Genomic DNA, 21,617 nt, shown 5'->3' on the forward strand with positions numbered 1-21,617 from the left:
GGATGAGCATGCGCGGGTGGGAAGGGGAGGGGAATGAGATCAGTTGTTGCTGATCATGAGGAGCATGGCGTCCCCTTTGCGCCAGACACGCAGAAGGACGGTGCTGTCACCGCTTTTCGCGAGGGTGCGGGCTTCCGTGGCGCTGGTGACGGGCTGGCCGTTCACCTGGGAGATCACGTCTCCTTCCTCCACACCGGTGGCCGCGGCACGGCTGTCGGGATCGACTTTGGTGACGATGATGCCATCCACCTTGTCGGGAATGTCATGGCGCTCCCGCAGGGCCTTGGTGAGGTTTTGAACGGTGACACCGCTGACGAGTTCGGACGTGTTCTCCTGCTGGCGTGGTGTGGCACGCGGGATGCCACGGGAACCAGGTCCGACTTCCGCCAGTGCTTCTTCCGGCAGGGCTTCAAGCGTCGCAGTGACGGTCATGGGCCTGCCGTTGCGGAGCAACTCGACCGGAACGGACGTGCCGGGCTTTGTGCCGCTGACGATGAGACGCAGGCGGCTGCTGCTTTCCACCTTCTGGCCGTTGATGGAGGTGATCACGTCCTGAAGCTGGATGCCGGCCTTTTCCGCCGGTGATTCCGCTCCGACCATCATGACGACCGCGCCGCCCTGCTCCTTCATCTTGAGACGTCCGGCCATGGCAGAGTCGAGATCGGCGATCGACACCCCGAGGAAGCCGCGTTGCACAGCGCCGTCGTCGAGCAAATCCTCGACGATGTGGAGGGCCATGTTGATGGGAATGGCGAAACCGATGCCCGCATTCATGCCGGAGCGGGAAAGGATCGCGGTGCTGATGCCGACGACGCGTCCCATGGCATCGACGAGCGGGCCGCCGGAGTTGCCCGGATTGATCGAGGCGTCGGTCTGGATGAAGTCCTCATAGCCACGCATGCGGCCTTTGGCGACGATGCCCTCATCGCTGCGACCGAGGGCGCTGACGATGCCCTGGGTGACCGAGCGGCTCAGCTCCATAGGCGCACCGGCGGCGAGAACGACATCACCCACGCGGATCTTCGAGCTGTCGCCGAGCGTGGCAGGCTTCAGGCCCGTGGCTTCGATCTTGATGAGGGCCACATCGGTGAGCGGATCGGTGCCGATGACCGTGGCGGTGTAGTTCTGCTTGCCGTTGCCATCGGATTCGACCGCCACCTCGATCTTCTTCGCATCGGCGACGACGTGGTTGTTCGTCATGATGTAACCGTCGGTGGTGATGATCACACCGGAGCCCACGCCGCGTTGCTGGCTTGATTCATCGTCAGGATCCGGCTGCTGCGGGCGCTGCGGCTGGCCGCGACGGCCGCGAGGGTTGGGAGCAGGTTCCTCGTCATCGCCAAAGCCTTCCGGCATGCCGAAGAAGCGATAGAAGAATGGCCGGAGCTGTGGAGGGATCTCGTCCACATCGGGTGTTTTGACCGGCGTGGAGGAATAGATGGTGACGACGCTGGGCAGGATCTTGTCCACCACGGAGGCGTAGCTCATCTGAAGCTGGCCGTTGTTCGGAAGCGGACTGACATCCTTCGAGATCTTCGCCTCAAACCCAGGCGCGGGCTTCTGGGACGCGGAAGGCAGCAGCGGTGGCGGTGTGGCCGGCGCGGCGGGAGCTTGCGCGGGCTGCGCTGATGGCGCGGCTTGTTGCGCACGAACATGAGGCAGGACGGCGGCCAGCATGGTGGCACAGACGGAGACGGTGCGGATGCGGGGGAGAGTTTTCATGTTGGGTTGGTTGGTTTTTGGAGTGCTTCGCACGAAGGCTGGGCACGCCATAGAGACGGATCGGCAGAGGGAATGTTGAAACAATTTCGAGGGAAAGAAAGGCCGGCTTTCCTTCGAAACACGGGCATACAAAGACCTGCTTCCAGGTCGTTTACGCGTGTCACCTGCCACAGGGACGTCTGATTCCCACCCCGGCTATTTGCGGGCTTCGGCGACGGCCTTTTCCATGACCTCCTTGAGCGTCACGTCCGCGCCGTTGCGGCGTTTGCTCTCATCAGCCGCCTCCATGAAGGCATAGATCTCGAGTGTTTCCTCAGGCGACACCGGAGTGATGCCGGTGCGGAAGAAATGCACGACGGAGAACAGCAGCGGGTCGTAGCCCTCGTATTTGCCGACGGTGTCATCCGCGCCCTTGTCGCCCGTGGCTTTGCCGCCGTAGCCCTTGGCCTCCGTGTAGGTGCCGGTGCGTGCGCCTTCCCAGGTGCCGGTGACGGTGATCTTGCCATCGGCCGTGGTGCCGCGCTTCACACCCTGGCAGCCGGTCCCCATGATGGTGAAGAGTGATTCGACGCCGTGGATGCCATACCAGAACAAATCGGGGTGGCTCGGCTCAAGACTCGCGGGGCTGGAGGTCTCCGCGCTGCTGACGCGGCCGATGCTGCCCTTGCGCACGGCCTGGGTGCTCTTGCCAAAGCGCAGTGATGACGATGAGAAGACCGGGATGCCGGTCTTTTTCGACGCGTCGTAGATTCTGATCGCATCGACGAGGGTTCCAGCGACGGGTTTGTCGATGAAGACTGGCTTGTGCGCTTCGAGGCAGGGAAGGACCTGCTCCAGATGCACGCGGCCGTCGTTGGATTCGAGAAACACCACGTCCACTTTGTCGAGAAGGGCGTCGATGCTCGGGACGATCTCGACGCCGAGTGCTTTCACTTTCTCCGTGTATTCCGGCACGCGTTTGGTGCTGGATTCGATGTCCTTCGAGCCCTGCGGATAGGCCGCCACGACACGCACGCCCATCACCTCCGGAATCTGCGGCGTCGTGTTCAGCGTCTTCGTGAAGGCCAGCACGTGGGAGGTGTCGAGGCCGATGATGCCGGCGCGGATGTGCTGGGCGGAGGCGGTCAGGGAGAGCAGCGCCAGGGCGCCGATGACGAGAAACAGTTGGCGAATCATGGGCGATGACTACGCGCCCGGCGCGGCCGCCTTTCGGCTCACTTGGAGCCGATGCAATACACCGCCTTGTCGCTGCGCAGGATCAATTGGTCGCCGCTGATGGCGGGCGTGCCGTTGAACTGCGAACCGTCGAGCGAAAGCACGTTGTGTCCGACGATCTGGAATTTCGGCTGCGCTGCGAGGATGTAGGCGCCGTTTTTGCGTGAGATGCAGACCAGTTTGTCGCCAATGAGGACGGGCGAGGCATAGAAGGGCTTCCCGCCGCCACGACGGCCGCCACCTGAGCTGCTGTTCTCCATGACGCGTTCGCGGAACACTTCCTCGCCGGTCTTTGCATTCATGCAGAGGGCGAAGCCCTGGTCGTTCACCACGTAAAGATGGCCGTCCTTGAGGATGGGTGTCGGCACATAGGAACTGCTGGCACTGTTCCAAAGGATCGCGTTGGCGGTGATGTCGCCTTTGCCGCCGAGCTTGATCGCGGCGCTGCGTGTGGCGGGATAGCCGCCGAAGACGTAGGCCGTGCCGCCGCCGGGAATCACGCTGGGGGAGACGTTGCCGCTGAGTCCGTGCACCGCATACCAGCGCAGTTTGCCGGTCTCGGGGTTCAGGCCCCACAACTCCTGCGGCACGGCGATGACGAGGTCCGTCACGCCATCACGTTCGATGAAATTCGGCGTGCCGTAGGCCATGCCGAACTCGCCTTCGGACTTCCACAGGATCTTGCCGGTCTTTTTGTCGATGCCGATGATCGCCTGGGCCTCATCGCTGGCATTGATGACGAGAAGATCGCCATGGAGCACGGGACTGGCCGCGGAACCCCAGCGTGTGCGGCCGGAGCTCGTGCCGCAGGAGGTCTGCCACAGTTGTTTGCCGTCCATGTCGAAGGCGAGGGCGCCACTCTTGCCAAAGAACACATACACGTGCTCGCCATCGGTCACGGGTGTGTGTGTGGCGTAGCCGTGCTCCGTGATGAATCCCTGCCAGGGGTCTTCCTGGGCTGCGGTGGGCACTTTGGCGTCCCAGATGAGCTTTCCATCGGCACGATTGAGGCAGACCAGATGCCGGGTGAGCTGGCTCATATCGTTGGCCCCCTCCTTGTCGCCATATCCGGTCCAGCAGGTGACGAAAACCTTGTCACCATGCACGATCGGGCTGGAGGAGCCAGGGCCGGGCATTTCCGCCTTCCACACGATGTTCTCCGAGTCGCTCCATTTCAGCGGCACGGCGGATTCAGCCACAACCGCAGCTCCAGTCGGGCCGAGGAATCGCGGCCAGTCGGTGGAGGTGGCGGCGTGAAGCGAAACGGAGGCGAAAAGGAGTGCGGTCAGCGATTTCATGGGGGCGGGGAACCCCGGCCGCTGAAAAAAGTTACGCCTGAGTCCATCTCACGCCTTTGCTGTGCCTGTGCACCACAGAGGTTGTTCGTGGGGCGAAGAGGGTGTTTGATCCGCTCATGTCGCATCCCACCGCGTTCATCAGTGACATCCACGCGAATCTTCCCGCCTTGCAGGCGGTACTGGCGGACATTGCCTCGCAGGGCGTCACGGACATCATCTGTCTGGGAGACGTCGTCGGCTATGGCGGCCAGCCCGGCGAATGCATCGAACTGCTGCGGGAGCGGGCCATCCCGTGTCTGAAAGGCAATCACGACGCCATGGCCGCAGGAGATGACAGCCTGCTGGCAGGTTCGAGTGCAGCCGCCCGCCAGGCGATTGAGTGGACACGGGGCGTTCTCAGCTTCGATCAGCGTTGCTGGCTGGCGGAACTGCCGATGACGTCGCTGCATGCTGGCTTCGAGACCGTGCATGCGTCGCTGGATGAGCCGCAGGAATGGAACTACGTGATGAACGTGGCGGACGCCGGCCTGCATTTCCGCCACCAGCGGCTGCCGCTGTGCTTCATCGGGCACACCCATCGTCCGGCATTTTGGGTCGAAGGCGAGAGCATCACACGCGACATCACCAGCATCGAGGCGGTGAGTTCGTCACGCCGCCAGGTGATCAACGTGGGGTCGGTGGGGCAGCCGCGGGATTACGACGAACGTGCCTGTTATCTGCTTTACCGACCCGGACAGCAGGACGTGTGGTGGCGGCGGGTGTCGTATGACATTCCGGCGGCCCAGGCGGCGATCAGATCGGCCGGTTTGCCTTCAAAGCTCGCGTTCCGCCTCCAGATGGGGCAGTGAAACCGGCTCAGGCCGTCACCGGAGCCGCCTGGAAGCGTTCCATCGAAAAACGCTTCATGAGTGATCCCATCGCCACGAAACCGAAGCCGAAGAAGAACAGCAGCAGGAAGGGAATGGAGCCCCACTGGCCGCGCTGGCCTGCGAGGGCGATCATCCAGCCGAAATAGCCGGTCAGGACCACCTCAATCCACAGCGCGATCGATTTGCCTGCCTTGTAGCGGGCTTTCTTCACCGCAGCCTGCGCCTTGTTTTCAACTCCGTATTTCGGTGTGCGGACAAAGTCGGAGGACTTGTTCAGCAGCGCCTCCAGCACGGCCTTGCCGTTGTTGATGCTCATGCCGATGCCGAGCGCGAGCAGCAGCGGCACATAGGGCAGCGTCTTGATCCAGCCGTAGCGCGTCTGCGCTCCCTGGGCGGTCATGTAAAACACCACGACGGAGAAGGAGGCGAAGAAGAACACCGGAACATCGACAAACACCGCCTTGTGCCAGGAGCTGCCCATCACGAAATTCGCCGGATACATGAGCACCAGCGTGCACAGGGTGAGCAGGTAGGCGAAGTTCGAGGTGAGATGCGCGGTGGCTTCGAGCTTCAGCGGCAGCGGGATGTCGCTGCGCCAGATGTCGAGCAGGATCTTTTTGCACACCTGGATCGAGCCCTTCGTCCAGCGGTGCTGCTGGCTCTTGAAGCCGTCCATGTCTGGCGGCAGTTCGGCCGGGACGACGACATCTTTGAGATAAATGAACTTCCAGCCTTTCAACTGGGCGCGATAGCTGAGGTCGAGGTCCTCCGTCAGCGTGTCGTGCTGCCAGCCGCCGCCATCCACGATGGCCTGCTTGCGCCAGATGCCGGCGGTGCCGTTGAAATTGAGGAATTCGCCATGGCGGCTGCGGGCGGTCTGCTCCAGCACCAGGTGGCCGTCCAGAAACAGGGCCTGAAGGCGGGTGAGCAGGGAGAAATCCTTGTTCGCGTGGCCCCAGCGAGCCTGCACCATGCCGACTTTCTCGTTCGTGAAGTGATGGATGACCTGTTTCAGGTAATCGGGCTGCGGCTGGAAGTCGGCGTCAAAGATGCAGATGAAATCACCCTTCACGAAGGGCATCGCCTCATCCAGGGCGCCCGCTTTGAAGCCGTTGCGGTTGGTGCGGTGGCGGTACTCGATGTCCAGGCCCCGTGCGGCATGCTCAGCACTGAGTTTTTCGGCCAGGGCGGCGGTTTCGTCGGTGGAATCGTCCAGGACCTGGATCTGCAGGCGGTCACGCGGGTAATCCAGGCCTGCGACGCAACGGAGCAGGTTCTCGACCACGTCGTATTCGTTGAAAATCGGGAGCTGGATCGTGACGACAGGCAGTTCGGTGAATTCCGACTTCGGCTGCGGGGCGTTCTTGCGATGTTTCCAGAATTGATACAGCACCTTGATTCTGTGCGCGCCAAAGGCGGACAGGGCGGTGAAAACGAGGATGTAGCTGGTGAGCCAGAAGGGATTATCCCACACAATCATATCGGGGAGGGCGGCGGGCGACGGGGGCGCATCAATCTCCACCGTTGTCACCGGGTCAAGCAGCAAATCGGGTGCCAGCAGAGCGCTGATTTTCAGGGATTTGTAAGCCATGGCCGCTCCGTTCTGGCGCGGCCGCACCGGCTCGCCATGATGGCCGGATGCCCACCGAAAACCGCGACTGGTATGACACGCCGCTCTATTACGACATCGTCTTTGATGACGGCACTGTGAAGGAGGCCGCGTTCCTCGAGGCGGCTTTCCAGAAACATGCGGTGCCGGCCAAAGGCCGCCGGCTGTTCGAGCCGGCCTGTGGCAGCGGCCGGCTGGCGCTGGAAATGGCCCGCCGGGGCTGGGAGGTCAGCGGTTTCGACGGGAATGCCCACATGATCGACTTCGCCCGGGAGCGGCTGGCCGCCTCTGGATTGAAAGCACGGCTGTGGGAGGACTGGATGCAGAGTTTTGAGCTGCCGAAGGGCGTGAAAGGCGGATTCGACCTCGCCCACTGCCTGGTGAGCACCTTCAAATACCTGCACTCGGAAAAAGATGCCGCCGAATGCCTGCGCCGTGTGGCCGCATCGTTGAGGAAGGGCGGATTGTTCGTGCTGGGCGTTCATTTGACCGACTATGACCGCCAGACCGCCGAACATGAGCGCTGGGTGGCGAAACGCGGGAAGGTCGAGGTGGTCTGCAACACGCACACGTGGCCCGCCGACCGCAAAACGCGCCTGGAAAAGCTGCGGACCCGTCTGCAAATCACCGATGGCAGCCGGAAACACATGCAGGAAACGCACTGGCAGTTCCGCACCTACAGCGCCGCCCAGTTGAAGGCGCTGCTGCGCAAGGTTCCGGAGCTGGAGCTGGTGGAATGCTACGACTTCACCTACGACATCGATGATCCGCGTCGTTTTGACGACAGCTACGCCGATGTGCTTTTGGTGTTGCGCCAGCGGTGACCTCCAGCAGCAGGCTTGACTGAAATTCGGCCGTTCTGATAGGATTTCGCGCAAATGGCGGGTGTCGCTGAACAAGGCCTCTAAGGAGCATGTCTGCGCACTCGTTGTCCCGACCCCAACCCCATCATGCGCAACCGACTCCTGCTGTCTGCCGCCACGGCGCTTCTGCTAGGCCTTGGCCTTTATTTTAGATCGGGCGGAGAGGAAAAAACACAAGGCAGACAGCCAGCGCAGGCCGGTTCGCGTTCCAAACCGGCTGAACTGGCGAGGGTGGAGGTGCCTGCGGCTGTCGCTGGGCCAAACAAGCTCAAGATCGATGTCGCGGGCACTCCTGCCGCAGGGGAGGCCGATATTTTGGCGGCGTTTGATGCCTGGACGGCGGAGTTCATGAAGGCTGATGCGGCGGGAAGGGCGGGATTGATCGCCAGAGGCGTGGAACTGGCCGCCGCGCGTCGTCCAGTGTTCAAGCAGCTCATCATGGATGATCCGCGCAATGCGCTCGCCCGTGCGGTGCCGATGGTGGTGCGGCAGAATCTGCCCGCCGCCGTGCTGGCGCTGCTGGAGACGCGGGTGAACCAGCGTGCGGCCGTTTTTACTTACCAGGGAGTGCCTGCGGAGGGTGAGCCGCTGCCCGCGCCGGGGCGGACTTTGACGCATCGCATCGCACAGACTCAAAACGACGGAGCCTTCAACCTGCACGTGTATGGCCGCCGTGCGGAGATCTTCACCACTGTGCCGAACGCGGCGATCAACGGCGTTGGCATCGACCGCGAAATCGCCGCCAGCGAGAGCCCGGTGCGTGCGCTTGAGGTCGGGGAGCTCCCCGACCAGTCCAAGGAACAGGTGTCGGTGTGCCCGGTCAGCGGATTGAAAACGGCCAGCGAGGAGGAGATTGCCGATCCCATCACCGCCGAGCAGGCCGAGACGGTGGTGGAGACGCCCGAGGAGGTGATACACCTCTGCGGCGGGTATCACAAACCGATCGTCGAGGAGATGTACATCCAGGCGGAGGGCACCACGGGCGGCCCGGTGCTGCTCACGGGCGTGCTGCCGGCCCCGCCTACGCCCGCTGTCGGCCAGTTGAAGGTTTTGTACATCCCGATGACCTTCCAGGATCAAAACGACCGCCTGCCGACGGAATCGAAGAGCTACGAGATCATGCGCAACGTGGCGGACTACTACTCGAAGTCCTCCTTTGGCAAGCTTACCACCCAGACCACGGTCACCCCGCACGTGAAGCTGCCCAAAAACGAGGCGTGGTATGTGCAGCGCGACACCTCCAACGGCGGTGACATCGACGGACTCGGCCTCGAAATGGCCCATGCCCGTGAGGAGGCGAGGAAACTCGGCTTCGATTACAACGATTACGATGTGACGGTGCTGCGGCTGATCGGCGGGGCTCGTGCGACCGGCGGTTGGGGCGGTGGCGGCAATGTGTGGGTCTATGGCGACAGCGTGGGCGTCACGGCGCACGAGATCGGCCACACCTTCGGCCTGTCGCATGCGAATTTCTGGGACACGGCCGGCACCAGCGCCATCGGGCCCGGTGCGAATGCTGAATATGGCGACAGCTACGACGTGATGGGCGGCGGCGGCGTGCCGACGGATCACTACAACGCTGCGGCCAAGGTGCAGGTGAAGTGGCTGCCGCAGAACTACGTGCAGAATGTCACCACCAGCGGGCTGTATCGCATCCACGCCTTCGACCAGCCGGTGCTCGATCCGCGCAATCGTTACGCCATCACGATCACGAAGGACTCCCAGCGCACCTATTGGGGCGAAGTGCGGCAGCTTTACAATGGCAACGCTTCACGTCCCTGGGCGGACAAGGGTCTGATCCTCGGCTGGAAGTATCCCAATGGGAGCGGCAGCAACATCCAGCTCATCGACACCACGCCCGGCTCCCCCTACAACAAGGATGACGCCGCCATCGCCCTGGGGCAGACGTTTGGAGACACCGAGGCGGGCATCTTCATGACCACGCTCGGCGTGAGCAGCACGACGCCGAAGTATGTCGATGTGCTGGTCAACATCGGCGACTTCAGCGGCAACACCGCGCCCACGCTCGCCCTGGCGGCCTCGGCCAATGTGGTGCCGAAGAACGCGACGGTGACTTTCACCGCCACCGCGGCCGATCCTGACGGCGACACGCTGGCCTATCAATGGCAGCACTGGGGCGACACGGCGGTGAAGATCGTCTCGCCAAACTCCCCCGTCATCACGCGGACTTTTTCGACCGAAGGCAGCTACGTCGTGAGCTGCACGGTCAGTGACATGAAGGGCGGCAGCATCACCCGCACCACCCTGATCACCGTGGGCAACGGCGGTGGCAAGTACACCATCAGCGGCCGTGTCACCGCAGGCGGTGCCGGTTTGCCGGGCGTCTTGCTCACGGCGAACGGCACGAATCCGACCATCACCGACTCGGACGGCTGGTACACCATCGCCAATCTGGCGGCGAACACCTACAGCGTGACGCCGCTGCTTTACGGCTACACGTTCGGGGAGTTGTTCAACAACAGCATCACCGTGGCGCCGAACTTCAGCGGGGCGGACTTCGAGGCGGAAGGACTGCCGCTGGTTTCGCTCACGGCCACGGACACCAGTGCGACCGAGGATTCGGCCGGCGAGACGGCCGCTTTCCGGCTCACGCGCACGGGAGACACGGCGGTGCCGTTGACCGTCAGCATCAATCCGGCCGTTGGCACGGCGGCGGCGGGCGATTACACGCTCAGTCCGGCATTGACCACTGGCACGGGTGGATTCAGCACCTTCCTGATCCCGGCAGACGCCAGCATGCTCGACATCGTGCTCACTCCGACCACCGACACGACGGCGGAAGGGCCGGAGACGGTCAGATTCGCCCTCGCAGCGGGCAGCGGCTATCTCATCGCACCGAACGCAGGCAGCGCGCAGGCGGTGATCGAGGACAATGACACGGTGCTGCCAAAGATCAGCGTCGTGGCCACGACTGACACGGCCGATGAAGGCAGCGGGACGCCGGGTGTCTTCACCGTGAGCCGCAGCGGCAGCACGGCGGCCGATGTCACGGTGAATTACAGCCTTGGGGGCACGGCGGCCGCCGGGACGGATTACGCCACGCTTGGCGGAAGCGTTTTGATTCCTGCGGGAAGCAGTTCGGCGGCGGTCAACATCACGCCATTGCAGGACACGCAGGTGGAGCCGATGGAGACAGCCACGCTGACGCTCAGCACCAATGCCGCCTACGTGCTGGAGCCGTCCGCGACGACGGCCACGGTCAGCTTGTTCGACGATGACACGAATGTGGTCACACTGGCCGTCACTGATGCGACCGCGCAGGAGGTGGATCTCAGCGTTCCGGGAAATGTGGCCGACACCGCCACCTTTCTGATCACCCGGTCAGGTGATCTCGGCTCCTCCCTCACCGTTTATTATTCGGTGGCCGGCAGTCCCAGCAGCGGCGTGCCGGCGATTCATGGCGTGGACTATGAGGCGCTGCCGGGGGCCGTGCAGATCCCCGCAGGCTCGAAATCGGCCGCCATCACGATCGTTCCGCGCTGGGATGGCTTTGGTGAGACGGCGGAGCAGATCCTGCTGCAGCTCGGCGCGGGTCCCACGGACTACCGGCTCGGCGACACGACCTCCGGCACGGTGACGATCAATGACAGCGCCACTTCCAACGCGCCTTATGTCGAGGTGGCGGCGCAGACCAGCGCGGTGGAAGGCGGAAGCTCCGGCGTGATCCGCTTTTCCATCAAAGGCAGCGTGACGGGCACCGTGAGCGTGCCATTCAGCCTCGGCGGCACGGCTGTCCGGACCACGGATTACACCGTCACGCTCCCTTCATCACCTGCGGGCAGCACCTATGACGCGGCCACCGGGACGGGCGTCATCGTGATGAACAGCAGCGGCAGCGTGGCATCCACCGTCGATCTGACATTCGTGCCGGTGAATGACACCGCGCTGGAGAACATCGAAAGCATCACCTGCACGATCACGCCGAGCTCCGCGGTGTCGCTTTATGCGCCGACGAGCAGTGCCAGCATCTGGCTGCGTGACAACGACCAGCCGACCGTGTGGGTGGATTCGCAGGTGGGAACCAGCGCGCTCACCATCAACCGCATCGTTGAAGGAGCGACCACGTCGCCCTTCAAGTTCTACGCCTCCCGCACTGGCTCCACCACGTCGCCGCTGACGGTCAATTTCTCGCTGCAAGGCACCGCCACACCGGGAACGGACTTCACCGTCACCACCAGCGGCACGCTCACCTTTGACAACGGCACGCGCACCGGGACGCTCACGATTCCGGCCGCTGCCTCGGGTGCGGATCTCACACTGAGCCTGACGGGCACGAACGACACGGAAGTCGAAGGCACGGAGACCCTCGTCCTGCATCTGGAGGCCGGGAGTTACTCCCAAACGCCGGATGCGATCATTTACCTCGACGACAATGACACCACGGCGCAGACGGTGGCCTTTGAGAGCAACGGTGCCTCCGGAGCGGAGAGTGTCGGCACGGTGAATGTGCCGGTCACGCTGGCATCACCGTCTGCCGGCACGACCACGGTGGATTATTATGTCGATTCCGGGACACGGGCCTCGGTCACCGGCACGAGCACCGTGCCGTCCCTGCCGTATTGGACGCGGGTGGTGCGTGAGGCGAATGTGCTGACGAGTTATGTCTCCACAGACGGCGTCAACTGGCAGACGGTGAGCACGCCGCAGACGATCAACCTCGTCGCGAGTGGCTACACGGTCGGTTTGGTGGCCATGTCCTCAACTTCGGCCGTCAGTTGCACCGCCACGCTGGACAATTTCAGCATCACCGGCCTGGACGCGGGTGGCGCGGCCAGTGCGGCGACGTTCGGCAGCATCGGGACGACCAATCCGGCCAGCACCAGCAGTGTCAGCAGCGGTGTTTACACGCTGAACGCCGGCGGTGCCGGATTGAGCACGAGCGGCACCTCCGACACATCCTGTTATGTGTCCCATGTGATCACAAACTCGGTCAACTGCACCGTCACCGCACGCGTGGTGGGCATCACAAATGGCAACAACACCTCGCGCGCCGGCGTCATGATCCGCGACAGCACCGCGACCACCGCACGGCACATGTCCATGCTGGGTGAGAAGGCGGGGACGGCACGCAGCATCCGGCGTCTGACCTCGAATGGGAGTTCCGCCACCACGACGGTTGTGCGGCCCTACTGGGTGCGGCTGCGCCGTGTGGGCTCGATCTTCAGCGCCTGGGCGTCTCCTGATGGCAGTACTTGGGCGCAGACGGGCGCGAACCAGGTCATTCCGATGGGAATCGATGTGCAGGCCGGTCTGGCGGTCAGCTCCCGCTCGGATGGCGCCCTGTCGGCGGCCGTCTTTGACAACGTCACCATCGATGGCGTGGCTGCGAGCGGCCTCACCGGCCGGACCATCGGTTTTGTGAACTCGCAAGGAGCGGACAGCCTCGACTCGGGCACTTACACGGTGACCGGATCGGGCGCTGCCATCGGCGGCACCGGGGATGAATGCCACTTCGTCGCCGCCACGTTGACGGGGAACTTCGAACTGGTCGCGCGTGTGGTCTCCCAGACGGGTGGAGCCGCGAACGCGCAGGCGGGCGTCATGGCGCGGGACACGCACAGCCATCGTGCCATGTCCGCCTACATCGGCGTGGTGGCCAACGCGCGGACGGAATTCATCTCCCGCAACTCCACGGTGACGAACGCCTTCGGCACGGGCGTGGATTTCTCGCTCGCCAACGGCACGCTCAGCTTTGCCGACGGGGAGCAGACGAAAAACATCGTGCTCGCCATCAGCGATGACACGACTCCCGAGCCGAATGAGGCCGTGACGGTCTTCCTGCGCAATCCGACTGCCGCGATGCTCGGCACGCAGACTTCCTTCGCCTATGTGATCGAGGATGACGACACTCCGCCGGCCCTTCCGCTGGTGGGTTTCGCGCAGGCGGCCGGCAGCGCCGCGGAAAGCACCGCCGGCACCCAGGAGATCACCGTGAGCCTGAGCGCGCCGGTGGACTCTCCGGTCAGCGTGGACTTCACATTGGGCGGCACGGCCAGCAGCGGCGGTGATTTCACGCTTGAGGCCGGCACGGTGACCTTTGCGCCGGGCGAGACGGCGCGGGTGATCCCGCTCGTGATCAATGACGATGCCACCATCGAGCCGGACGAGACGGTGGTGCTGACATTGGTCAATCCGGTGGGCGCGGCGCTCGAAACGCAGACGACTCACACTTTCACCATCACGGATGATGACCTGCCAGTCGTCAGCATCGCCGCCACGGATGCCAGCGCCTCTGAAACCGGCCCCGATCCGGGCGTCTTCACCCTCAGCCGCACCGGGGCCACCACCTCGGCGCTCACGGTTTCGCTCACACGCTCCGGCACTGCGGGCAACAGCACGGACTACGCGTCGATCAGCCCGGCCAGCACCTTCAGTTTCTCGATTCCCGCCGGACAGGCCTCTGCCACGATCACGATCACTCCGGTGAATGATTCGACGAATGAAGTGGCGGAGACGGTCATCCTCACCGTGAACGCCTCCGCGGGCGTGTACACCGTCGCAGCGCCCGCCGCGGCCACGGTGACGATCCTGGACAATGATCGCAGCACGGTCACGATCACCGCCACGGATGGCAGCGCGTCAGAGACCCCCGGCAACACGGGCACCTTCACCATCACCCGCAGCGCTCCGACCACGGGGACCTTGAGCGTGGCATTCACCGTGTCCGGCACGGCAGCCAGCGGTTCGGATTACACCGCCTTCACCTCGCCCTTCACGTTCGCCGCGAACGAGGTCAGCCGCACCTTCACCGTGACACCGGTGGACGATCTCATCACGGAAGGCGCGGAAACAGTGCTGCTCCAGCTTTCCACCGGCAGTTACGACATCGGCGGCACCGGCTACGATGAGGTGGTGATCCTGGACAACGACTTCCCGCCGGTGGTCTCCATCGTCAGCCCGACCAGCGATGGCAATCTGGTCGCCAGCGGGCAGGGGATCATGGTTTCAGCCACCGCCAGTGATGATGGCTCTCCCGCCGCGCTCAGCACCGCGTGGAGCCAGGTCAGCGGGCCTGGCGCGGCCACCTTTGAAGCGCCTTCCGCGCTCAGCAGCGCGGTGACCTTCAGCGCGGACGGTGTTTATGTGCTGCGTTTCTCCGCCACGGACACGCAATTCACCGTTGGCACCCAGGTGACTGTGGTGGTGGGCTCGGCCATCGCCGCGGACGACTGGATCGCGCAGGACATGGGGCCCACGACGCAGCAGCGCGGCCAGACGGCACGGGTGGGGCTCAGTCACATCCTCACCGGCATGGGCGCGGGTTACACCGGCACCACGACCGATGCCGCGCACGTCCTGACGCGGCAGATCACGGGTGATGGCAGCATCACCGCCCGCATCACCTCGCTTTCCGGGCCGGCGGCCGCTCCGCTGGCAGGGGTGACGATCCGCGACAGCCTGAATCGCAGCGTGCGCCGTGCGGTTCTGGGCTATTCGAACGGCACGCTGCAGTTCCGCACCCGCACAGCCGTCAGCACGAACGACACGGCCGTCACACAGTCGGGCATCAGCCTGCCGGTCTGGGTCAAGCTGGAGCGCAGCAGCGCCACGCAGCAGATCACCGCCTCCTACGCCTCTGATTCCAGCGGCACGCCCGGAGCGTGGACGGTGCTCGGCAGCCCCACCGTGCTGTCGATGCTGAATGACACCACCATGATGGGACTCACGGCCACGGGGAACAGCGCCACCGCAGGGCAGGTGTGCACGGCGGTGTTTGACAACGTCTCCCTCACACCCGCGCCTTCCGGTCCCGCCTTGGTCACGGAGAATTTCGGCACCGCGCCCACGACTCAGGCCACCTTCGCCTTTGACGGCACCACCTACACCATCGGCGCCGCGGACAGCATGGATGGAAACGGCGCCTTCTACGGCTGGCAGTATCAGGGGGATCTGATGGTCACCGCGAAGCTCGTGGATGCGAACAGCGGTGCCCTCAACGCGAAGTCAGGCATCATGATCCGCGAAAGCATGGACAACGGCGGCTACGCGCATGTGGGCCGCATCCCCACCGGCTCCTTCAGCGGCTACATCTGGCGCAGCGTGGCCGCGGGCGGCACGGGCGGCGTACCCAGCTTCACCGGCAAAGTCCGCTGGATGCGCCTCATGCGTGAAGGGAACCGCATCACGGCCTTCCATGCGGCGGATTCCGCCGGTGCTCCCGGCACCTGGACGCAGCTCGGGTCGCCGCGCACCATCATCATGACGCCGCAGGTGCTCGTGGGCTTCGCTGTGGACAATGCGGGCGGCACGGCAGGCGTTTTGAACGTCGCGAAGTTCTCCAACCTCACCATTGTGCCGCTCAACCGCGCCCCCGGCATCGCCTTCGCCAGTGTGGGCGATCTTTCGCCCGTCTCGCTCGATGCCACGGTCACGGACGACAGCTTTCCAGTGCCGGTCAGCCTCACACCGCACTGGAGCCAGCTTTCCGGGCCTGCCGCCCTCGTTTTTGGCACTCCCAACGCGATCGACACCACCGCCGCGCTCAGTTTGAACGGTGCTTACACAGTCCGGCTCGTGGCGGACGACAGCGCCGTCAGCAGCTTCCGCGATCTGAGTTTCTCCGCCTACACCAGCCCCTTCGCGAAATGGCTCGTCACCACCAGCACAGGCGATGGGGACGCCAGTGCCATGGAGGCCTCCGCCGACGCCGACGGCGATGGACTGCTGAACCTCCTCGAATACGCCGTGGGCACCAACGGCACCGTGCAAAACAGCAACCCGCAGGTCATCAGCCTCGCCCCTGTGAACACGGAGCAGTACCTCCGCATCTCCGTGCCGAGGAATCCCGCCGCCACGGATGTGACGCTCATCGTCGAGGCCACCAGCGACCTGAGCAATCCCGCGAGCTGGAGCAGCGACGGACTCATCATCGAGACCAACACCGCCACACAGCTCGTCGTGCGTGACCACGTGCCCGCCGGCCCTGGCGTGCGGCGTTTCATGCGTGTGCGGGTGGATCGGCCGTGAGAAGTCCTGCATGGCCGCTGGACAATGCCCGCGCCATCCGCTCCAATATCGCCCGCATGAATTTCAGAATCCTTGCCGGCCTCGTGGCGCTTCTGGGCGCCTCCCACGCATCCGCCCAAACTCCGGAGGCGGCGCCCGCGCCTTCCGCGCCGCCGCAGCCCGCGACTTTTGAGTTCAAGGACGGTGACCGCCTCGTGCTGCTGGGCAACACCGTGCTGGAGCGGGAGCAGCGCTACGGCTCCTTCGAGCCGCGGCTCAGCCTGGCGCTCGGCGAGACGAAAGTGACCGTGCGCAATCTCGCCTGGAGCGGCGACACCGTCTTTGGCCATGCCCGTTCGTATTTCGGACCGCCGGAGGAGGGCTTGCAGCGTCTTTCCGCCCATCTGGAGATGCTCAAGCCCACCGTGGTGCTGCTTTGCTACGGTTCGGAGCTCGCATTTGAGCGTCTCGGCGGCCTGCCGGACTTTCTCACCGGTTACCGCAGCCTCATCGAGCTCATCCGCGCGAAATCCCCCGGCGTTCGCGTCGTCATCGCCACACCGCCGCCGTTGGAGACCCTGCCGCCGCCGCTGCCGGATCTCAGCGGCGAAAACAAGAACCTCTCCAGCCTGCGCGATGCGTTGCGGAAGTTCGCCCTGATGCAGAACGCGTTCTTCATCGACTGGTTTGAGCTGATGGGCGGCCTGCCCAAGCCGGGCATGACCGCGAAGCCCCTCACCGAAAACGGCGTGCACTACACCCGCGAAGGTTATGACAAGCTGGCGACAAAGCTCATCCAGGGGCTCGGCCTCAAGATGCCGGACGCGCCCTCCACCGCGCTGGAAAACCTGCGCCAGGCCGTGATCGCGAAGGACACGCTGTTCTTCAACCGCTGGCGTCCGCAGAACGAGACCTACCTCTTCGGCTTCCGCAAACACGAGCAGGGCCAGAACGCGAAGGAGATCCCCATGTTCGACCCGCTCATCGCCCAGGGGGACGAGGCGATCCAGAAGCTCAAGAACGAGGCGCTGGCTCAATCACGCCGGCCGTGACCGCATCGCACGCAGCGCTCCCTTTTTTACAATCCCGTCCGCAGAATTGCACTCGCCAAGGAAAAGGCGGCTCTCTACACTCGCCGCCGTTTGCGACCAAACTCACCCTTAACCTCAACGACACACGACCATGGGCCTGATGGATTACCTCAAAGGACAGTTTCTGGAAATCATCCAGTGGACCGACGACTCACGTGACACGCTTTCCTGGCGCTTCCCCGACGAGGACAAGGAAATCAAGCGCGGCGCCCAGCTCATCGTGCGCGAGTCCCAGATCGCCCAGTTCGTCTATCTCGGCCAGTTCGGCGACACCTTCGGCCCCGGCAAGCACGACCTCGTCACCGACAACATTCCCATCCTCTCCACGCTGAAAGGCTGGAAATACGGCTTCGAGAGTCCCTTCAAGGCGGACATCTACTACGTCACCACCCGCCTCTTCACCGGCAACAAATGGGGCACCAGCAACCCCATCATGATGCGCGATCAGGACTTCGGCATCGTGCGCGTTCGTGCCTTCGGCACCTTTGACTTCAAGATCACCGATCCGAAGGTCTTCCTCAAGGAGGTGGCCGGCTCCGACCATCACTTCCGCCTCGATGAATTCGCCGACACCATGCGCAGCCGCATCGTCAGCGTCTTCACCGATGCCCTCGCCACCGCCAAGGTGCCTGTGCTTGATCTCGCCACCCGTTACGGCGAGCTCGGTGACGCCCTGCTGCCGATCATCAATCCGATCACGACCACCAAATACGGCATCGAGATCGCCAGCTTCATCCTGGAAAACGCCAGCGTGCCGCCGGAAGTCGAGCAGGCCATCGACAAGCGCAGCAGCATGAGCGCCATCGGCAACCTGAACGACTACGTGAAGTTCCAGATGGCTGAAGGCATGGCCAAAGGCGGCCCGAACGCCGCCGGTTCCGCCGCCGAGATCGCGATGGGCTTCGGCATGGCGCAGCAGATGATGGCGCAGGGTGCCTTCAACATGAATCCAGGAGCCCCAGCGGCCACACCACCTCCGCTTCCAGGTGCCGCGGCACCGTCGGCCGACATTCTGACTCCCGCGCAGGTCGCCCAGACCCTCGGCGTCACGGAAGCCGATGTCATCGCCACCATCGAGGCCGGTGACCTCAAAGGGAAAAAGATCGGCACCCAGTTCCGCATCACCAAGGCGGCCCTCGACGAGTTCCTGGCGAAGTAACCGCCAGCACAGTCAATTTGAATGGCGGGAGGGGGCACTCCCCTTCCGCCATTTTTGTGTTCAGGAAGGCAGAAGACGTCGGGTGTTGACCGAAGTGTGTATCCGTCAATCGGGGTGCCATAGCCCTGCTGCTTGGCTTTGGGCGGCGGGTTACGCGGTGGTGAGGTTGCGGGCGGTCTTTTCGGAGACGGCGCTTTGAACTGCGGCACGGCGTTTGGCCGCCATCGCTCGGGGCGTGAGTTCGTTCACCGTTTTGGTGGTGGCGCATGGCAGCCGTTCGAAGAGTTCCGTCAGGTACGACTCGGCGTTGAGGCCGACGCGATGGCAGTTGCCGATCAAGGTGTAGAACGTGGCGGCGCGTTCGCCCGTCTGCGGATCGCCCATGAACAGCCAGTTCTTTTTGCCGATGGCGCTGGGGCGGATGCTGTTCTCGACAAGGTTGTTGTCGATCTGCACGCGGCCGTCGCGGGTGAACACGCACAGCTTCTCCCACTGGCCGAGCGCGTAGCTGATGGCTTCGCCGGTGAGGCTGCGCGGGAGGTGCACGCGGCTTGCTTGCAGGCTTTGCAGCCGGTTGTGGATGGCTTCGAGGATGGGTTTGCTGTGCTCTTGTCGTGCTGTCCGTATCTCCAGCGGCCCGGCGCGGGCTTCTCTCATCCGCGCTTCGATTCGGTAGAGCGCCTGCATTTGCGCGAGCATCCAGCGGGCGTCTTCGCCTTCTTCTTGGGCTTCGTAAAATTTGCGCCGCGCATGGGCCATGCATCCGGCGAGCGTGATGTTGCCTGCGCGTCCGGGCTGCTTGATGAAGCTGTCGTAGGCTTTGTAGCCGTCGCTCTGGATGAGGCCGGTGTAGTCCTGCGGCACGATTTGCTCAAGGCATGCGGTGCCGCGTCCGGTGTGCCAGACCATGAGGCCGATGTTGCTCACGGGGCTGTGCACGCTCCACAGATAGCCGGTGCCGCAGACGCCTTCGCGTTCGGGGTCTTGATACTTCACCGGTGTCTCGTCGATCTGCACATAGCCACCCTGAAAGACTTCTCTTTTGATCTGCTCGATGACGAGGCGGCTGGCCTGATGCGCCATGCCCATCCAGCCGCAGAGTGTCTGTCGCGGCACGGGCAGGCCCTGGCGGGCGTAGAGCTGCTCGATGCGGTAATAGGGCAGGTGCATCTCGAAGCGTGAGGCGGCCACATTCGCCAGCAGTCGCGGGCTGGCGATGCAGCGCTCCTGCAGCCTCATCAGCGGGGCGATGACGGGCGGCAGGTGCCGCTCCAGGATGCGCACATATTTGCGGCGGATGATGTGCTGCTGGCGGAACTGCGCGGGCACATGGTCGAGCAGCCTGGTGGTCTCCGAGCCGATGCACACAAAGGCTGCCGGATCAGCCATGACCTCGGCGGGGTCGACGATGACCTGATCAATGGGCAGGCTCGCGACGAGCTGCGCAAAGCTGCGCTTCTTTTTGCGTGCGGGCTGCGCGAGGGCCTTCTGCTCAGCCTCCGAGCCGTCGAGGCCGACGGTGGAGGCTGCGAGCTTTGGGCAGTCCGCAGGCGGCACCTCCAGGCCTTCGAGCAGCATCTGGAGCTGCGCCGGGTCGAGCTTTTCGGATGACTTGCCAAAGAGCCGCTTCACCAGCGCATCCACCTTGAGCTGGAGCACACGATTGTGCTGCGTGAGCTGCGCGATGGTCTCGTCTTTCGCCGCGAGTGCCTTTTGATGCAAAGCGTCGCGTTCGTGGTCAGTCATCGTGTGTGTGCGTGCTGAAACGATGGCGCATCATGCGCTTATCACCTCATCGCATCTCGCACAAAAAACTCTCAGCTCTTCGCCATTGGCTCTCTGCCTCACCGCTCATACCAGCCGCGCGGACGTGCCCCGTGCATGTCGATGCCGTCGGTGAGCATCGTGAAGGCTTCCGGCTTGAACTCCAGCTTCACTTGGCCCTCTTGCGCTGCTTTGGGCCAGAAGAACGTCCCTTCCTCAAGACGCTTCGTCATCAGCCACAGGCCCGTGCCATCGAAGTGCAGCACCTTGATGAGACGACGGCGCTTGTTGGTGAAGACGAAGAGCGCCTTGTCCTTGGGGTTCTCCTTGAGCTTGTCTGCCACGAAAGCGTGCAGCGTGTTCATGCCCGCCCGCAGGTCGCAAGGCTCCAGCGCGATGAAGATGCGCAGTGTGGAAGGAAAACTCAGCATGCGGGCGAGGCGGTCGAGTTGAGATGGCGCAGCAGATGAGCCGCCAGCTCCGCCTGGCGGGCATCGTGCAGCAGCAGACGTGCGCCGCCGGGGAGCAGCAGCTCGAGGGCCGTGGCAGTGCACATTGCGGGATGAGGCATCGAGACGGCGGCAGGCACTGCCACCTCGACCAGGCGCACTGCGGAAGACTTGCGGAGCCGGGCATGCTCATACTGGCCGCCAGCGTGCCTGCGCCGCTGCACCCAGGTGGCAAAGGTCTGGTAGTTGATGCCAGCGGCTTTGGCGAAACGTGCCGCGGGCAGTCCGCTGCGCTCAAACTCATCGAGCAAAGCCTCGCGTTGTGCTCTGGGCGTGCAGACGCGTCCCAAAGCGTTGCGTTTGAGAGGGGCGGTCGTGGTCGTTGGAGTGGCTGCGTCCATCAGAGCCATACCCCTATGCCTACGGCTCTACCCAGCTACGACGGACCTAAGGTGCTACAAATGACGGATACACACATTTCTCAACTGGTCATGGCAGATCGGGGGCGGAGTTTTGCGGGCGGCAGATGCGCGGCGGTGGTAGCTCGGGCAGCGTCCAGGCGAGTTGCAACAGCAGCGCGGCTTGTTCCTTCTCGGGGATCGTGATCCGCG

At 63.8% G+C, this 21,617-nt stretch carries 12 protein-coding genes; 5 read left to right on the forward strand and 7 right to left on the reverse strand.

Going from position 1 to position 21,617, the window contains the following annotated elements; all coding sequences use genetic code 11:
- Positions 1–39: 39 nt before the first annotated feature.
- The 3 genes from IAE77_RS22045 to IAE77_RS22055 all read right to left on the reverse strand — a co-directional run bounded on the left by IAE77_RS22045 (position 40) and on the right by IAE77_RS22055 (position 4,235).
- The gene (locus tag IAE77_RS22045; protein ID WP_294231422.1) at positions 40–1,722 is read right to left on the reverse strand and encodes a Do family serine endopeptidase; all 1,683 of its coding nucleotides are present in this window, start codon (positions 1,720–1,722) and stop codon (positions 40–42) included.
- A gap of 195 nt (positions 1,723–1,917) precedes the next feature.
- Entirely contained in the window at positions 1,918–2,898 is a 981-nt protein-coding gene (locus IAE77_RS22050) for a Gfo/Idh/MocA family oxidoreductase (RefSeq protein ID WP_294231424.1), read from the reverse strand.
- Positions 2,899–2,936: 38 nt separating this feature from the next.
- Positions 2,937–4,235, reverse strand: coding sequence for a PQQ-binding-like beta-propeller repeat protein (locus IAE77_RS22055; protein WP_294231426.1), 1,299 nt, complete (start codon positions 4,233–4,235; stop codon positions 2,937–2,939).
- Between the two features lie 116 nt (positions 4,236–4,351).
- On the opposite strand from IAE77_RS22055, the gene IAE77_RS22060 reads away from it, so the two are divergent.
- Positions 4,352–5,083: a metallophosphoesterase family protein gene (locus tag IAE77_RS22060; protein ID WP_294231428.1), complete on the forward strand. Its 732-nt coding sequence runs from the start codon at positions 4,352–4,354 to the stop codon at positions 5,081–5,083.
- A 7-nt stretch (positions 5,084–5,090) separates the two neighbouring features.
- Here IAE77_RS22060 and IAE77_RS22065 read toward each other — a convergent pair whose 3' ends face one another.
- Positions 5,091–6,695 (reverse strand): cellulose synthase family protein, encoded by a 1,605-nt coding sequence (locus tag IAE77_RS22065; protein ID WP_294231431.1) that lies wholly within the window; start codon positions 6,693–6,695, stop codon positions 5,091–5,093.
- Positions 6,696–6,742: 47 nt separating this feature from the next.
- Here IAE77_RS22065 and IAE77_RS22070 point away from each other — a divergent pair, with 47 nt between their 5' ends.
- The 4 genes from IAE77_RS22070 to IAE77_RS22085 all read left to right on the forward strand — a co-directional run bounded on the left by IAE77_RS22070 (position 6,743) and on the right by IAE77_RS22085 (position 18,793).
- Positions 6,743–7,537 (forward strand): class I SAM-dependent methyltransferase, encoded by a 795-nt coding sequence (locus tag IAE77_RS22070; RefSeq protein WP_294231432.1) that lies wholly within the window; start codon positions 6,743–6,745, stop codon positions 7,535–7,537.
- Positions 7,538–7,663: 126 nt separating this feature from the next.
- Positions 7,664–16,564: a Calx-beta domain-containing protein gene (locus IAE77_RS22075; protein WP_294231434.1), complete on the forward strand. Its 8,901-nt coding sequence runs from the start codon at positions 7,664–7,666 to the stop codon at positions 16,562–16,564.
- A 56-nt stretch (positions 16,565–16,620) separates the two neighbouring features.
- The gene (locus tag IAE77_RS22080) at positions 16,621–17,595 is read left to right on the forward strand and encodes a GDSL-type esterase/lipase family protein (protein WP_294231436.1); all 975 of its coding nucleotides are present in this window, start codon (positions 16,621–16,623) and stop codon (positions 17,593–17,595) included.
- Positions 17,596–17,725: 130 nt separating this feature from the next.
- Positions 17,726–18,793, forward strand: a complete 1,068-nt coding sequence (locus tag IAE77_RS22085; protein WP_294231437.1) for an SPFH domain-containing protein — start codon at positions 17,726–17,728, stop codon at positions 18,791–18,793.
- A 150-nt stretch (positions 18,794–18,943) separates the two neighbouring features.
- On the opposite strand, the gene IAE77_RS22090 is transcribed toward IAE77_RS22085, so the two are convergent.
- From IAE77_RS22090 to IAE77_RS22100, 3 genes are all read right to left on the reverse strand, one after another.
- Positions 18,944–20,539: an IS66 family transposase gene (locus IAE77_RS22090; RefSeq protein ID WP_294231439.1), complete on the reverse strand. Its 1,596-nt coding sequence runs from the start codon at positions 20,537–20,539 to the stop codon at positions 18,944–18,946.
- 98 nt (positions 20,540–20,637) lie between these two features.
- Positions 20,638–20,988: an IS66 family insertion sequence element accessory protein TnpB gene (gene tnpB, locus IAE77_RS22095; RefSeq protein WP_294231442.1), complete on the reverse strand. Its 351-nt coding sequence runs from the start codon at positions 20,986–20,988 to the stop codon at positions 20,638–20,640.
- Complete coding sequence (locus tag IAE77_RS22100) at positions 20,982–21,407, reverse strand: hypothetical protein (protein ID WP_294231443.1); 426 nt, start codon at positions 21,405–21,407, stop codon at positions 20,982–20,984. Before IAE77_RS22100 ends, tnpB begins: the two co-directional genes overlap by 7 nt.
- Positions 21,408–21,617 lie beyond the last annotated feature (210 nt).

Source organism: Prosthecobacter sp., from assembly GCF_014879935.1.
GTDB lineage: Bacteria > Verrucomicrobiota > Verrucomicrobiia > Verrucomicrobiales > Verrucomicrobiaceae > Prosthecobacter.

What these genes read in the sequence shown, in the direction of transcription:
- IAE77_RS22045 (WP_294231422.1), bottom strand. Translation starts at nt 1,722, where the DNA reads ATGAAAACTCTCCCCCGCATCCGCACCGTCTCCGTCTGTGCCACCATG.
- IAE77_RS22050 (WP_294231424.1), bottom strand. Translation starts at nt 2,898, where the DNA reads ATGATTCGCCAACTGTTTCTCGTCATCGGCGCCCTGGCGCTGCTCTCC.
- IAE77_RS22055 (WP_294231426.1), bottom strand. Translation starts at nt 4,235, where the DNA reads ATGAAATCGCTGACCGCACTCCTTTTCGCCTCCGTTTCGCTTCACGCC.
- IAE77_RS22060 (WP_294231428.1), top strand. Translation starts at nt 4,352, where the DNA reads ATGTCGCATCCCACCGCGTTCATCAGTGACATCCACGCGAATCTTCCC.
- IAE77_RS22065 (WP_294231431.1), bottom strand. Translation starts at nt 6,695, where the DNA reads ATGGCTTACAAATCCCTGAAAATCAGCGCTCTGCTGGCACCCGATTTG.
- IAE77_RS22070 (WP_294231432.1), top strand. Translation starts at nt 6,743, where the DNA reads ATGCCCACCGAAAACCGCGACTGGTATGACACGCCGCTCTATTACGAC.
- IAE77_RS22075 (WP_294231434.1), top strand. Translation starts at nt 7,664, where the DNA reads ATGCGCAACCGACTCCTGCTGTCTGCCGCCACGGCGCTTCTGCTAGGC.
- IAE77_RS22080 (WP_294231436.1), top strand. Translation starts at nt 16,621, where the DNA reads ATGAATTTCAGAATCCTTGCCGGCCTCGTGGCGCTTCTGGGCGCCTCC.
- IAE77_RS22085 (WP_294231437.1), top strand. Translation starts at nt 17,726, where the DNA reads ATGGGCCTGATGGATTACCTCAAAGGACAGTTTCTGGAAATCATCCAG.
- IAE77_RS22090 (WP_294231439.1), bottom strand. Translation starts at nt 20,539, where the DNA reads ATGACTGACCACGAACGCGACGCTTTGCATCAAAAGGCACTCGCGGCG.
- tnpB (WP_294231442.1), bottom strand. Translation starts at nt 20,988, where the DNA reads ATGCTGAGTTTTCCTTCCACACTGCGCATCTTCATCGCGCTGGAGCCT.
- IAE77_RS22100 (WP_294231443.1), bottom strand. Translation starts at nt 21,407, where the DNA reads ATGGACGCAGCCACTCCAACGACCACGACCGCCCCTCTCAAACGCAAC.